This window comes from Mycolicibacterium palauense, from assembly GCF_002592005.1.
Classification (GTDB): domain Bacteria; phylum Actinomycetota; class Actinomycetes; order Mycobacteriales; family Mycobacteriaceae; genus Mycobacterium; species Mycobacterium palauense.
This window is the reverse complement of record NZ_NVQF01000017.1, coordinates 37068-50510: the sequence shown is the minus strand read 5'-3', so window position 1 is coordinate 50510 and position 13443 is coordinate 37068. Positions and strand designations below refer to the sequence as shown.

At 70.1% G+C, this 13443-nt stretch carries 12 protein-coding genes; 8 read left to right on the top strand and 4 right to left on the bottom strand.

The features are described 5' to 3' along the window. The first annotated feature begins 85 nt into the window (after positions 1 to 85). From pdxH to CSR00_RS09460, 5 genes are all read left to right on the top strand, one after another. Positions 86 to 757, top strand: coding sequence for a pyridoxamine 5'-phosphate oxidase (gene pdxH, locus CSR00_RS09480; protein ID WP_099022142.1), 672 nt, complete (start codon positions 86 to 88; stop codon positions 755 to 757). Between the two features lie 91 nt (positions 758 to 848). Then, positions 849 to 1499 (top strand): TetR family transcriptional regulator, encoded by a 651-nt coding sequence (locus CSR00_RS09475; protein WP_176561981.1) that lies wholly within the window; start codon positions 849 to 851, stop codon positions 1497 to 1499. A gap of 89 nt (positions 1500 to 1588) precedes the next feature. Beyond that, positions 1589 to 2905: a citrate synthase gene (locus CSR00_RS09470; RefSeq protein ID WP_099022140.1), complete on the top strand. Its 1317-nt coding sequence runs from the start codon at positions 1589 to 1591 to the stop codon at positions 2903 to 2905. A 97-nt stretch (positions 2906 to 3002) separates the two neighbouring features. Next, entirely contained in the window at positions 3003 to 4478 is a 1476-nt protein-coding gene (locus CSR00_RS09465) for an MFS transporter (protein ID WP_407662411.1), read from the top strand. After that, positions 4456 to 4884, top strand: a complete 429-nt coding sequence (locus CSR00_RS09460; RefSeq protein WP_099022138.1) for a MarR family winged helix-turn-helix transcriptional regulator — start codon at positions 4456 to 4458, stop codon at positions 4882 to 4884. Before CSR00_RS09465 ends, CSR00_RS09460 begins: the two co-directional genes overlap by 23 nt. Here CSR00_RS09460 and CSR00_RS09455 read toward each other — a convergent pair. Then, a complete protein-coding gene (locus CSR00_RS09455; RefSeq protein ID WP_099022180.1) occupies positions 4881 to 6464 on the bottom strand; it encodes a phytoene desaturase family protein in 1584 nt (527 codons plus the stop codon). The two genes, CSR00_RS09460 and CSR00_RS09455, sit on opposite strands and share 4 nt — an antisense overlap. Further along, positions 6461 to 6724: a DUF2630 family protein gene (locus tag CSR00_RS09450; RefSeq protein ID WP_099022179.1), complete on the bottom strand. Its 264-nt coding sequence runs from the start codon at positions 6722 to 6724 to the stop codon at positions 6461 to 6463. The genes CSR00_RS09455 and CSR00_RS09450 overlap by 4 nt, the downstream gene beginning before the upstream one ends. Before the next feature lie 51 nt (positions 6725 to 6775). Between CSR00_RS09450 and CSR00_RS09445 the strand changes: the two genes are divergently transcribed. Next, positions 6776 to 7138, top strand: a complete 363-nt coding sequence (locus CSR00_RS09445) for an FKBP-type peptidyl-prolyl cis-trans isomerase (protein WP_099022137.1) — start codon at positions 6776 to 6778, stop codon at positions 7136 to 7138. A gap of 145 nt (positions 7139 to 7283) precedes the next feature. Here the strand turns inward: CSR00_RS09445 and CSR00_RS09440 are convergent, their stop codons facing one another. Both CSR00_RS09440 and prrA read right to left on the bottom strand, forming a co-directional pair. Next, positions 7284 to 8627 carry a HAMP domain-containing sensor histidine kinase gene (locus CSR00_RS09440; protein WP_099022136.1) on the bottom strand — a complete coding sequence of 448 codons (1344 nt, stop codon included), beginning with the start codon at positions 8625 to 8627 and terminating at the stop codon, positions 7284 to 7286. A 30-nt stretch (positions 8628 to 8657) separates the two neighbouring features. Then, positions 8658 to 9368, bottom strand: coding sequence for a two-component system response regulator PrrA (gene prrA, locus CSR00_RS09435; protein ID WP_099022135.1), 711 nt, complete (start codon positions 9366 to 9368; stop codon positions 8658 to 8660). Between the two features lie 210 nt (positions 9369 to 9578). On the opposite strand from prrA, the gene CSR00_RS09430 reads away from it, so the two are divergent. Both CSR00_RS09430 and CSR00_RS09425 read left to right on the top strand, forming a co-directional pair. Then, entirely contained in the window at positions 9579 to 11564 is a 1986-nt protein-coding gene (locus CSR00_RS09430) for an ABC transporter ATP-binding protein (protein WP_099022134.1), read from the top strand. Continuing rightward, positions 11542 to 13383 (top strand): ABC transporter ATP-binding protein, encoded by a 1842-nt coding sequence (locus CSR00_RS09425; protein ID WP_099022133.1) that lies wholly within the window; start codon positions 11542 to 11544, stop codon positions 13381 to 13383. The genes CSR00_RS09430 and CSR00_RS09425 overlap by 23 nt, the downstream gene beginning before the upstream one ends. The last annotated feature ends 60 nt before the right edge of the window (positions 13384 to 13443 follow it).

Genomic DNA, 13443 nt, shown 5'->3' with positions numbered 1-13443 from the left:
ATTGTCGCACTTCGACCGGAGCGGGGAACTACCGGTCGGTAATAAGGGGGTGGGCCGATCCCGGCGACGGCGTAGCGTATGCCGGATGAGCGATCCCCGCGGCGAGGACCTCGCGGCCATGCGTGTCGAATACGGCTCGGTGGAGAAGGACGGCAGCCCGGACCTCGACGTCGACTGGCTGGGCGGCGACCCACGGGTGGGCTGGCTGGACCTGCTGCGCGCCTGGCTGGCCGAGGCCCAGCGCGCCGGGGTCGCCGAACCCAACGCGATGGTGCTGGCGACCGTCCGCGACGGATGGCCGATGAGCCGTTCGGTGCTGTGCAAGAGCGTGGACCAGCGCGGGATCACCTTCTTCACCAACTACTCGTCGGACAAGGGCGGGGATCTGGCCGTCACGCCCTACGCGTCGGCGACATTCCCCTGGTATCAGCTGGGCCGCCAGGTCCACCTCCGCGGGACGGTGAGCAAGGTCAGCCCCGAGGAGACCGCCGAGTACTGGTCCAAACGCCCGCGCGGTTCGCAGCTGGGGGCCTGGGCGTCGCGGCAGTCACAGCCGATCGCCTCACGCGAGGCGTTGATGGCCCAGCTCGCCGAGGTCACCGAGCGGTTCTCCGGCGTGGAGAACGTCCCGGTGCCGCCGGACTGGGGCGGCTACCTGATCGCGCCGGAGGTCGTCGAGTTCTGGCAGGGCCGCGAGAATCGCGTGCACAACCGGATTCGCGTCACCGACGGACGTCCCGTGCGTCTGCAGCCCTGAGGGTCCCGGCCCTGGCCGTTCGGACAGGATCGGGCGGGCACGCCACGGCGTGTTCCCGCCGGTCGATGCCCTGGAGGCTAGGATCGCGGATGTGGTCGACCTGCTGACCGACACCACAGTGGGCCTGCGGGAGCGCAAAAAGTTGCGTACCCGGGCCACGCTGATCGACGCCGCCGTGCGGTTGTGTCTGGCGCAGGGCTACGAGCAGACCACCGTCGAACAGATCGCCGCGCTGGCCGAGGTGTCCACCCGCACCTTCAGCCGTTACTTCGCCACCAAGGAAGCGGTCATCCTGACCCTGCTGGAGGGGCTCACCGACGCCGTCGCGCGCGGACTGCCCACCATCCCGGCCGGCGTGCCCGCCCTGGAGGCGCTGCGGCGGGTGCACGTCGACGTGCTCAACGCCGTGCCCTCCGGCACCGTGCCCGGCCTGACGAGCAACAACATCGTGGCCATGCTGCAGATCATCAACTCCACTCCGGCGCTGCAGGCCGCCGCCGCGGGGTTCTGGCCGCCGACGAACATCGCGCTGCTGGCCGAGCGGCTCGGTGTCCGTCCGCAGGACCGGAAGGTGCGATTGGTCACGGCGGTGTGGTCCTCGATCATCACCACCGCCTGCGGAGATCTGGTCGCCGACACCGACGGGACGGTGCTGGGACCTGAACTGATGATCGAACGGATCGACAGTGCATTCGCGGATTTCGCCGCGCTGACCGTGGGTCTGTCCACCGGGCCGGGGTAGCCCCCCGCAGGCGAGCCGCCGCAAGACCGACTACCTTCAGCTAGGAAAGGACAGCACGGTCGCTGCCGACGAGCGCAGAAGGGGTTCTTGTGGCCAGCAGTACATCCCCAGATTCATCCCTCGACTCAGAGAAAGCCACCCTGGGGTACCCGGGTGGTGAGATCGACCTGGACATCGTCAAAGCCACCGAGGGGTCGGACGGCATTGCGCTGGGGTCTCTGCTGGCCAAGACCGGCTACACCACCTTCGACGGCGGCTTCGTCAACACCGCGTCCACCAAGTCGGCGATCACCTACATCGACGGTGACGCCGGGATCCTGCGGTACCGGGGCTACCCGATCGAGCAGCTGGCCGAGAATTCGACGTTCATCGAGGTCAGCTACCTGTTGATCCACGGGGAGCTGCCCACCTCCGAGCAGCTGGAGCGGTTCACCCACCAGATCCAGCGGCACACCATGCTGCACGAGGACCTCAAACGGTTCTTCGACGGCTTCCCGCGTAACGCGCATCCGATGCCGGTGCTCTCCAGCGCGGTCAACGCGCTGTCCGCCTACTACCAGGATTCCCTGGACCCGTTGGACAACGAGCAGGTCGAGCTGTCGACGATCCGGTTGCTGGCCAAGCTGCCGACCATCGCCGCCTACGCCTACAAGAAGTCCGAGGGGCAGCCCTTCCTCTACCCGGACAACTCGCTGACGCTGGTGGAGAACTTCCTGCGGATGACGTTCGGCTTCCCCGCCGAGCCGTACCAGATCGACCCCGAGACCGTGCGGGCGCTGGACATGCTGCTGATCCTGCACGCCGACCACGAGCAGAACTGCTCCACCTCGACGGTGCGGTTGGTGGGTTCGTCGCAGGCCAACCTGTTCACCTCGATCTCCGGCGGCATCAACGCGTTGTGGGGCCCGCTGCACGGCGGCGCCAACCAGGCGGTGCTGGAGATGCTGGAGAAGATCCGCGCCAGCGGCGGGGACGTCCAGGAGTTCGTCCGGAAGGTCAAGGACCGCGAGGACGGCGTGAAGCTGATGGGGTTCGGGCACCGCGTCTACAAGAACTACGACCCGCGGGCCCGGATCGTCAAGGAACAGGCCGACAAGATCCTCGGCAAGCTCGGCGGCGACGACGAGCTGCTCGACATCGCCAAGGCGCTGGAGGAGATCGCGCTCACCGACGATTTCTTCATCGAGCGCAAGCTCTACCCGAACGTCGACTACTACACCGGGGTCATCTACCGGGCCATGGGCTTCCCGACGCGCATGTTCACGGTGCTGTTCGCGCTCGGCCGGTTGCCCGGCTGGATCGCGCACTGGCGCGAGATGCACAGCGAGCCGAACAAGATCGGCCGGCCGCGCCAGATCTACACCGGCTACACCGAGCGCGACTATGTCGACATGGGTCAACGCTGACCCGGTCGACATGGGTCAACGCTGACCCGGTCGGTATGGATCAACGCTGACCTCGACTTGCCAGAAAGACAGTTGTAGTTACACAATTATTGTGTGAATGACTGTGAATGACGCTGTCGTCGGGTTGAGTCGGCGGCGCAAGGCGGTGATCCTCGCCTCGTGCTGTCTGAGCCTGCTCATCGCGTCGATGGACATGACCATCGTCAACGTCGCGATCCCCTCCATCCAGAGCGAGTTCGCGGCGTCGGCCGCGCACCTGCAATGGGTGATCGACATCTACACCCTGGTGCTGGCCGGGCTGCTGTTGCTGGCCGGTGCCGCCGGTGACCGGTTCGGCCGGCGCCGCGTGTTCCAGGCCGGGCTGATCGTGTTCGCGGCCGGCTCGCTGCTGTGCAGCATGGCCCCCAGCATCGAGCTGCTGATCGCCGCACGTCTCGTCCAGGGCATCGGCGGGTCGATGCTCAACCCGGTGGCGATGTCGATCATCACCCAGGTGTTCACCGGCCGCGAGGAGCGCGCCCGGGCGATCGGCGTCTGGGGTGCGGTGGTGGGCATCTCGATGGCGTTGGGCCCGATCGTCGGTGGTGCCCTGATCGAGACGGTCGGTTGGCGCTCGGTGTTCTGGATCAACCTGCCGGTCTGTGCGCTGGCGATCGTGCTGACCGCGTTGTTCGTGCCGGAAAGCCGCTCCTCCTCCGTTCGCGCGTTCGATCCCCTCGGTCAGTTGCTGGGAATGGCAACGCTTTTCGGAGTCGTCTACGTCCTCATCGAAGCACCCTCGGTGGGCTGGACGGCCGCGCCGACCCTCGCGTTGCTGACCGTGTCGGCGGTGTCGCTGGTGGGTTTCGTCTACGTCGAGTCCGGCCACCGTGACCCGTTCATCGACCTGCGTTTCTTCCGGAGTATCCCGTTCGCCTCGGCGACGGTGATGGCGGTGTGCGCGTTCGCCGCCTGGGGTGCCTTCCTGTTCATGATGTCGCTGTACCTGCAGGGCTACCGCGGCTACTCGGCGATGCACACCGGGCTGCTCTACCTCCCGCTGGCGGTGGGTTCGGTGATCTTCTCCCCGCTGTCGGGGCGACTGGTCGGCCGGTACGGGGCGCGGCCCTCGCTGGTCACCGCCGGTGTGCTCATCACCGCGGCCACCGCCCTGATGACCCTGCTGTCGGGTGCCACACCGTTGTGGCAGCTGATCGTGGTGTTCGCGATCTTCGGCATCGGCTTCAGCATGGTCAACGCGCCGATCACCACCGCGGCGGTCAGCGGGATGCCCCTGGACCGAGCCGGCGCCGCCTCGGCGGTGGCCTCGACGAGCCGGCAGGTCGGGGTGAGCCTGGGGGTGGCGCTGTGCGGCTCGATCGCCGCGACCGCGATCGCCCGCCCGGACGCCGCCTTCGTGGCCGCTGCGCGGCCGCTGTGGGTGGTCTGCGCCATCCTCGGCGTGGTGATCCTGGCCCTCGGTATCTTCTCCACATCGTCTCGCGCCATCCGGTCGGCCGACCGGTTGGCGCCGCTCATCGCGGGTTCGACGCCGGAGTACGGGAGGAGCCATGAACCGCAATCCGCTCGCTGACGAGGTCTGGCGGGCCCTGTCCAGGCTCGTCCTGGACCACAAGGACGGCTGGCGCAAGGCCGTCGTCGAGCAGACCGGGCTGCCGTTCAGCCGGATCCGCATTCTCAAACGTCTTGCGCGCGAACCGCTGACGGTCAAGCAGGTGGCCCATCACGCCACCATCGACGCACCCGCGGCAACGGTCGCGATCAACGATCTGGAGCAGCGCGGGCTGGTCGTCCGTGAGGTCGACCCGTCCAACCGGCGCTCCAAGCTGGTCTCGCTGACCGAGGACGGTCGCGCCGCGGTCGCCGCGATCGACGCGGTCGACGACCCGGCTCCCGACGTCCTGGCCGCGCTCGCCGACGACGACCTGAAGGTTCTGCTGGCGGTGTTGGAGCGGCTCTCCGGCGCGAAGACCGGTTAGCGCCCGGGGCGGCCCAGTTCGGCCAGCACGGCCATCGCCGCGTTGTGTCCACCGACGCCGGAGACCGCGCCGCCGCGGCGGGACCCCGAGCCGCACAGCATGATCCGGCGGTGCGAGGTCGCCACCCCCCACCGCTGGGCCGGGGTGTTCAGTTCCTCGTCGTCCTCGGCGAACGGCCACCGCAACTCACCGTGGAAGATGTTGCCCGCCGTCATCCGCAGACCGTCCTCGAGGTCCAGCGTGGTCTTGGCCTCGACGCAGGGCCTGCCGTGCGCGTCGCTCATCACCACCTCCTCGACGGGTTCGGCGAGCACGGAGTTCAGCGAGGCCAGCGCCGCGTCGGTCAGCCGCCGCCGTGCCCCGTCGCGGTCGTCGGTTCCGGCCACCAGGGCGTGCGGGGTGTGCAACCCGAAGACCGTCAGGGTGTGCGCCCCGGCCGCGCGCAGACCCGGCGACAGGATGCTGGGGTCGGTCAGCGAGTGGCAGTAGATCTCGCAGGGCAGCGGGTCGGGAACCCGGCCGGCCGCCGCGGCGGTGTAGGCATCGTTGAGCTGCGTCCAGGTCTCGTTGATGTGAAAGGTCCCGCCGAAGGCCTCTTCGGCGCCGACCGCGCCGTCGCGCAGCCGGGGCAGCCGGCGCAGCATCAGGTTGATCTTGATCTGGGCGCCCGGGGCCGGTGCCTCCGCGGGCTCGCCGAGCAGGTCGGCCAGCACCGTCGGGGTGGCCCCGCAGAGCACGAAGCCGGCGGTGGTGACCCGGTCCGCGCCGCCCTGCCGGTAGCGCACCTCGCCGTCGGGTGAGATGGCGTGAACCTCCGCGCCGGTGACGATGTCGGCGCCGTGGCCGGTGGCCGCGGCGGCCAGCGCGTCGGTCACCGCGCCCATCCCGCCGACCGGGACGTCCCAGTTCCCGGTGCCCCCGCCCAGCAGGTGGTACAGCAGACAGACGTTCTGGCGCAGCGACGGGTCGTCGAGGTCGGCGAACGTGCCGATCAGTGCATCGGTGGCCAGCACACCGCGCACCAGGTCGTGGTCGACGGAAGCGGTCACCGCCCGCCCGATCGGCTCGTCGATCAGGGCCCGCCAGGCGCCGGCGGCCGCCGGGTCCGCGCCGATCACCCGGTCACGTGCGGCCGTGCGCGTGGGCAGCGGCTCCAGCAGTGTCGGCCACAGCGGGACCGTCACCAGCCGGGCGCGCCGGTAGAACTCCGCGAAGCGGGGCGCGTCGGCGGCGGCGCCGATCGCGTCGAAGGTGCTCCGGGGGCCGACGAGCAGGCCGGTGCGCCCGGCGGTCACCGGATCCGGCGTGTAGGACGAATGGGTGCGACGGGCCAGCCGGATCGGGGCCCCCAGATCCTCGATGATCCGCCGGGGCAGCAGGCTGACCAGATACGAGTACCGCGACAGCCGCGCGTCGACACCGTCGAAGGCGCGGGCCGAGACCGCGGCGCCCCCGGGGGCCGGAAGGCGCTCCAGCACCCGCACCCGCAGGCCGGCGCGCGCCAGATAGCCCGCGGCCACCAGGGCGTTGTGCCCGCCGCCGACGATCGCGACGTCGCAGGCGCGGTCGGGTCCGGTCAGCCCAGGTACCCCTCGACCTCGCCGGCCGGGCGGACCTCGGCCTGCCGCGGGTCTCCGCCGGTCTCCCGCAGTGCCCGGCGCTGCCTCAGCAGATCCCAGCACTGGTCGAGTTCGACCTCGACGGCGCGCAGCCTGTCGTGCTCGACCGACTCGCTGATCTCGTGACGCTGCAGCCGGGAGCGCAGTTCGTGTTCCTCGGCCACGAGGTCGTGGATGCGGGCCAGCGTGTCCTGCTCAGTGGATTTTCTGTCTTCAGCCACGCCACCAGTGTGCCCGACCGGGAATCGCCGCCGACGGTTTAAGGTCGGTCGATGACGACCAAACCTGAGATCGAATTCCCCGACGGCCCGGCCCCGACCGAGCTGGTGATCGAAGACCTCGTGGTGGGGGAGGGGGCCGAGGCGCCCCCGGGCAGCACCGTCCAGGTGCACTACCTCGGGGTCGAGTACGACACCGGGGAGGAGTTCGACAGCTCCTGGAGCCGCAACGAGCCCATCGCGTTCCCGCTGCGCGGGCTGATCCAGGGCTGGCAGGACGGCATTCCCGGTATGCGGGTCGGCGGCCGCCGCAAACTGGTGGTGCCGCCGGCGCTGGCCTACGGCCCGGCCGGCGGCGGACACCGGCTCTCCGGCAAGACCCTGATCTTCGTGATCGACCTGCTCGCCGTGCGCTAGCGTCCCGGCCTGCTCGCGGTGCGCTAGCGTCCCGGCCTGCTCGCGGTGCGCGGGCGCACGGGACTGCTTGCGGTGCGCGGGCGCACGGGACTGCTTGCGGTGCGCGGGCGCACGGGACTGCTTGCGGTGCGCTGGCGCACCGGCCTCAACGCGGCCCCGGCAGCCGCAGCAGCAGCCGGGCGCCGCCGAGCGGGCTCTCCTGCAGAGACGCTGTCCCCCCGTGCAACTCGGCCTGCTGGGCCACCAGCGCCAGTCCCAGTCCGGAGCCGGAGTGGGAGGCCGTCGAGCCGCGGGAGAAGCGCTCGAAGACGACGTCGCGTTCCTCGGGCGGCACGCCGGTGCCGTTGTCGTCGATGGCGATCTCGATGCCGGCCCGCGACGGCACCGCCGAGAGTTGCACCCGGGTGGCGTTGCCGTGTTTGACGGCGTTGGCGATGGCGTTGTCGACGGCCAGCCGCAGCCCGGCCGGCAGCCCGACGATGATCACCGTGGGTGCGGGTACCAGCGACACGTCCAGGTCGGGGTAGATCCGGGTGGCGTCGTGGGCGGCGCGGTCGAGCAGCTCGGTGATGTCGACCGGTACGTGGTCGTCGGAGGTGGACAGTTCGCCCTGGGCGAGCCGCTCCAGGGCGCCGAGGGTGATCTCGATCCGCGACTGGGTGCGGATCACGTCGGCCAGCACCTCCTTGCGTTGCTCGTCGGGCAGGTCCAGGGTGTCGAGCACTTCCAGGTTGGTGCGCATGGCCGTCAACGGGGTCCGCAGTTCGTGGGCGGAGACCGCGGCGAAGTCCCGGGCGGAGGCCAGGGCCTCCTTGGTGCGGTCCTGCTCGTCCCAGAGCCGCTGCAGCATGCCGCGCATGGCCTCGGCGATCTCGACGGCCTCGGTGGCGCCGCGGATCTCCACGTCCGGTGGTTCCCCGCCGGCATCGATCAACCGCGTCTGCTGGGCCAGCCGCTTGAGCGGGCGCACCGCGAACGCGGCGAGCAGCCACCCCAGCAGCGCGGCCGCGCCGACGGCGAACACGCAGATGACCAGCACACGCCGGTGCAGGTTGTTGGTGTCGGCGACGGTGTCGTCATAGGTGTCGCCGACGGCGATCGACATCGGGCCCTCCGGGCCGCGAATCTCCACGGTGCGCACCCGGTAGCGCACCCCGTCGACGTAGGTGTCGGCGTAGTCGGTGTCCAGGTGCGGCAGCACCACATCGGAGTTGGACTTCACCTCGCCGCCGCGGCGCACGGTGATCACCGCGTCCTGGTCGTTGGGCGAGGACGGAATCTCGCCGAGCCCGCGCGGCAGGAACGGGATCGCGAAGCCCGCCGCCTCGTCGAGGCGCCGGTCCAGCCTCTCCTTGCGGTCGTTGGTGATCCCGACCCAGACGATGGTGCCGACGATGACCACCACGATCGCCGCGCCGATGGCGGTCGCGAAGGCCACCCGGGTCCGCAGCGAGGGCGTCCTGGCGAAGATCCGCGACGGGCCGTCCATCACCGCGAGCCTTTCGTCACTGCGTCACTGTCACTGCGTCCGTAGCACGAACCCCACACCGCGCACCGTGTGCAGCAGCCGCGGTGCGCCGCCGGCCTCCAGCTTGCGCCGCAGATAGCCGATGAACACGTCCACCACGTTGGTGTCCGCGGCGAAGTCGTAGCCCCACACCAGTTCGAGCAGCTGCGCGCGGGACAACACCGCGGTCTTGTGCTCGGCGAGCACCGCCAGCAGGTCGAACTCGCGTTTGGTCAGGTCGACGTCGACGCCGTTGACCCGGGCGCGCCGGCCGGGGATGTCGACCTCCAGCGGGCCCACCGAGATGGTCTCCGAGGAGAATGTCGCCGTGGACCCGCGGCGGCGCAGCAGCGCCCGCACCCGCGCGACCAGCTCGGCCAGCACGAACGGCTTGACCAGATAGTCGTCGGCGCCCGCCTCCAGCCCGGCCACCCGGTCGTCGACGGAGCTGCGGGCGGACAGCACGCACACCGGCACGTCGTTGTCCATGGCGCGCAGCGCGGTCACCACGGAGACCCCGTCGAGCACCGGCATGTTGATGTCGAGGACGATCGCGTCGGGCCGGGTCTCGGTGGCGCTGCGCAGGGCCTCGGCGCCGTCCACCGCGGTCGACACCTCGAAACCCGAGAGCCGAAGACCGCGCTCGAGGGAGGCGAGCACGTCGGCGTCGTCGTCAACCACCAGAACCCGGGGTGAGGCCGCACCGTTGTCCATGTCCGCCATTTTGCCCGATGAATCCGCCTCGACGCGGTAGGCGCGGGAGTCGGGAGCGCCGCGGCGACGGCCCCGCCGTGCGCAGCGGATACCCGCTTGCCCGGCGTGCGACCATCGGAATTGGGGTAGCCATCGCGACGTTGATGTCGCACGGGCGGGGTAGAGAAGACGGGGCCGAGACCCGATCCGGAAAACACACGATTCACGGCAGGGGGCCGCATGCGCGTCGAGCCTGGGCGACAGCCCGCGCGCACCCCTGCGGTGGGGGCGCCGCCGGCGCGCATCCGCAGCGGATCGGCGCTGGTCCGGCTGCTGCCCTACCTGCTGCCCTACCGGGCGCGCTGGCTGGCGATGCTGGTCATCGCGGTGGTCAGCCTGGCGGCCACCATCTCGATTCCGCTGATGACCAAGGCCGTCATCGACGGACCGGTGCGGCATCAGGATCAACAGGGCCTGTGGATCCTCGGAGCGGCGGCCATGGGTGTGGGCATCACCGAGGCCGTGCTGTGGTTCATCCGTCGCTGGCTGGTGGCCCGCGCCACCATGGGCGTCGAGGCCGACATCCGCAAGGACCTGTACTCCCGGCTGCAGATCCTGCCGATGTCCTTCCACGGCCGCTGGCAGTCCGGACAACTGCTGTCCCGGGTGATGAACGATCTGGGCACCGTCCGGCGGTTCCTGTCGTTCGGCCTGGTCTTCCTGTTGCTCAACGTCGTTCAGATCGTGGTGGTGACCGGCATCCTGCTGGCCATGTTCTGGCCGCTCGGGGTGGTGGTGCTCGTCTCGATCCTGCCCATCACGGCGACCGTGCTGCACTTCGAGCGGGAGTTCACCCGGCTGTCGAGGCTGGCCCAGGACCAGTCCGGCCACGTGGCCACCCATGTCGAGGAATCGGCGCTGGGCATGCGCGTGATCAAGTCCTTCGGCCGCGAGCAGTACACGTTCGACCGGTTCGACGAGCAGGCCCGCAGGCTGTACGCGACCCAGGTCCGCAAGGTCGACGTCTCGGCCCGGTTCTGGACGCTGCTGGAGGTGATCCCCAACCTGACGCTGATCGTCGTGCTGGGCTTCGGTGCCTACGCGGCGGGCAACGGCATGGTGACGATGGGCACCCTGGTCGCGTTCATCACGATGATGCTCTCCCTGGTCTGGCCGATCGCCTCGCTGGGCTTTCTGCTGTCGATGATGCAGGAGGCCTTCACCGCCTCGGACCGCATCGTGGAGATCTTCGACGCACCCCGGGAGATCACGGACGGCCCGCAGACCGCCGTCCCGCGGCGCGGAGCGCTGCAGCTGGTGGACGTCGGGTTCCGTTTCCCCGACTCTCTCTCCGACACGTCCCCCGGCTCATCCCCGCACTCCCCGGAATGGGCGCTGCGCGGCGTCAACCTCACCGTGGCGCCCGGCGAGACGATCGCGCTGGTCGGCGCCACCGGATCCGGCAAGACGGTGCTGGCCACCCTGCTGTCGCGCCTCTACGACGTCACCGAGGGCCAGATCCTGCTGGACGGCACCGACATCCGCGAGCTGACGCTGGCCTCGCTGCGGGCGGCGGTGGCCACCGCGTTCGAGGACCCGACGCTGTTCTCGATGTCGGTGGCCGAGAACCTGCGGCTGGGCCGGGGGCCGGAGAACCCGGCCGACGAACGGGAACTGGCCGGCGCGATCGAGGTCGCCGCCGCCGAGTTCGTCTACGACCTGCCCTACGGGCTGCAGACCCGCATCGGGGAGCAGGGCATGAGCCTGTCCGGCGGGCAGCGGCAACGCCTTTCACTGGCCCGCGCCATCCTGTCCGCGCCGCGGGTGCTGGTCCTCGACGACACGCTGTCGGCCCTCGATGTGCACACCGAGGCCCGGGTCACCGAGGCGCTGCGCCGGGTGCTGCACGAGGTCACCGCCGTGGTGGTGGCGCACCGGGCGTCGACGGTGCTGCTGGCCGACCGGGTGGCGCTGCTGTCCGGCGGCACCATCACCCACATCGGCACCCACGCCGAGCTGCTGGCCACGGTTCCGGCCTACCGGTCGCTGCTGGCGGCCGAGCCCGGTCTGGGCGTCGACCTCGACGACGGCGCCGAACGGGAACCGGTGTGGGAGAACGACGACGAGTGGGACCGGCTCGAGCGGGTCTACACCGACGGCGGTGAGGAGGTGGACGCCATTGCGGAACGAGAAACCGAACGAGATGTCGAGCGACCGGTCGGCTGACTGGCGCGGCCGCTTCGACGACGCCGCCGACGACGACCCCGCCGTCGGGCTGTCGGCCGAGACGGCCGTGCCGCAGCGCCGCGAGGCCAGGGCACTGCTGTTCTCGCTGCTGCGCCCGTTCCGGGTGACCGTCGCGGTGCTGGCCGTCGTCGTGGTCGTGGAGAACGCGGCGCGGCTGTCGGTCCCCATCCTCGTGCAGCGGGGCATCGACCACGGCATACCGCCCATCGTCGAACAGGGATCGTCGCGGCATCTGCTGGTCATCGTCGCCGTGCTGGCCGCGGTGGTGGCCCTGCAGGCGCTGAGCCGCATGGTCTTCCTGCGCACGTCGGGCCGCGTCGGAAACTCGGTGCTGCTCGAGCTGCGGCGCCGGCTGTTCCGGCACTTCCAGCGCCTGGACATCGCCTTCCACGACCGCTACACCTCGGGGCGGGTGGTCAGCCGGTCCACCAACGACGTCGAGGCCATCCAGGAGCTGCTGGAAACCGGTTTCGACAGCCTGATCACCGCGGTACTGACCCTGTTCGGCACGGCGGTGCTGCTGGTGGTGCTGGACTGGCGGCTGGGCCTGATGTGCCTGGTCGCCTTCCCGATCCTGGTCCTGCTGGCGACATGGTTCCGCGCCGAATCGTCGAAGACCTACCGGGAGGTGCGCGAGAGCGCGGCGCTGGTGATCGTGCAGTTCGTCGAGACCATGACCGGCATCAAGGCGGTCCAGGCCTACCGCCGCGAACCGCGCAACGCCGAGATCTTCGACGGGCTGGCCGACCGCTACCGCGACATCAACGAGCGCACCTTCAAACTGATCGCCGTCTTCATGCCCGGGGTCAAACTGGTCGGCAACCTCACCACCGGTGTGGTGCTGCTCTACGGCGGCTACCGGGTCCTGCACGGCGAGATGACGATCGGCACCCTGGCCGCGTTTCTGCTCTACCTGCGGATGTTCTTCGAACCGATGCAGGAGATCACACAGTTCTTCAACACCTTCCAGTCGGCGGCCTCGGCGCTGGAGAAACTGGCCGGGGTGCTGGCCGAACGTCCGGCGATCGCCGACCCGGCCACCCCGGTGCCGCTGACGAGGGTCCGCGGCGAGGTGCAGTTCCGCGGTGTCGGCTTCGGCTACACGCCGGGGCGCCCGGTGCTGCCGGGGCTGGACCTCACGGTGCCCGCCGGGCAGACCGTCGCGCTGGTGGGAACCACCGGGGCCGGCAAGACCACCATCGCCAAGCTGATCGCCCGGTTCTACGACCCGACCGCCGGTGCGGTCACCCTCGACGGGATCGACCTGCGCGACCTGGACCAGAGCCAGCTGCGCCGCCACGTGGTGATGGTCACCCAGGAGAACTTCATGTTCGCCGGGACCGTCGCCGACAACATCCGGTTCGGCCGGCCGGACGCCACCGACGCCGAGGTCCGGGCGGCGGCCGCGGCGGTGGGCGCCGACGAGTTCATCGCGTCGCTGCCCCAGGGCTATGACACCGACGTCGCCAAGCGCGGGGGACGGCTGTCGGCCGGGCAGCGTCAGCTCGTCGCCTTCGCCCGGGCCTTCCTGGCCGATCCGGCCGTGCTGATCCTCGACGAGGCGACATCGTCGTTGGACATCCCCAGCGAACGCCTGGTCCAGCGCGCACTCGAGACCGTGCTGGCCGACCGCACCGCGCTGGTGATCGCGCACCGGCTCTCGACGGTCGAGGTGGCCGACCGGGTGCTGGTCCTGGAGGGCGGGCGCATCATCGAGGACGGTCCGCCGACCGAGCTGATCACCGGCGACGGGCACTACGCGGCCCTGCACGAGGCGTGGGTCAACTCGCTGGCGTGACCACGTGACCAATTGACTCCGAGGCTGTTCCCCCGGTCCCTGGAAACACACAGCCGAGGC

What these genes read in the sequence shown, in the direction of transcription:
- CSR00_RS09430 (WP_099022134.1), top strand. Translation starts at nt 9,579, where the DNA reads ATGCGCGTCGAGCCTGGGCGACAGCCCGCGCGCACCCCTGCGGTGGGG.
- pdxH (WP_099022142.1), top strand. Translation starts at nt 86, where the DNA reads ATGAGCGATCCCCGCGGCGAGGACCTCGCGGCCATGCGTGTCGAATAC.
- CSR00_RS09425 (WP_099022133.1), top strand. Translation starts at nt 11,542, where the DNA reads ATGTCGAGCGACCGGTCGGCTGACTGGCGCGGCCGCTTCGACGACGCC.
- CSR00_RS09465 (WP_407662411.1), top strand. Translation starts at nt 3,003, where the DNA reads ATGACTGTGAATGACGCTGTCGTCGGGTTGAGTCGGCGGCGCAAGGCG.
- CSR00_RS09460 (WP_099022138.1), top strand. Translation starts at nt 4,456, where the DNA reads ATGAACCGCAATCCGCTCGCTGACGAGGTCTGGCGGGCCCTGTCCAGG.
- prrA (WP_099022135.1), bottom strand. Translation starts at nt 9,368, where the DNA reads ATGGCGGACATGGACAACGGTGCGGCCTCACCCCGGGTTCTGGTGGTT.
- CSR00_RS09440 (WP_099022136.1), bottom strand. Translation starts at nt 8,627, where the DNA reads ATGGACGGCCCGTCGCGGATCTTCGCCAGGACGCCCTCGCTGCGGACC.
- CSR00_RS09445 (WP_099022137.1), top strand. Translation starts at nt 6,776, where the DNA reads ATGACGACCAAACCTGAGATCGAATTCCCCGACGGCCCGGCCCCGACC.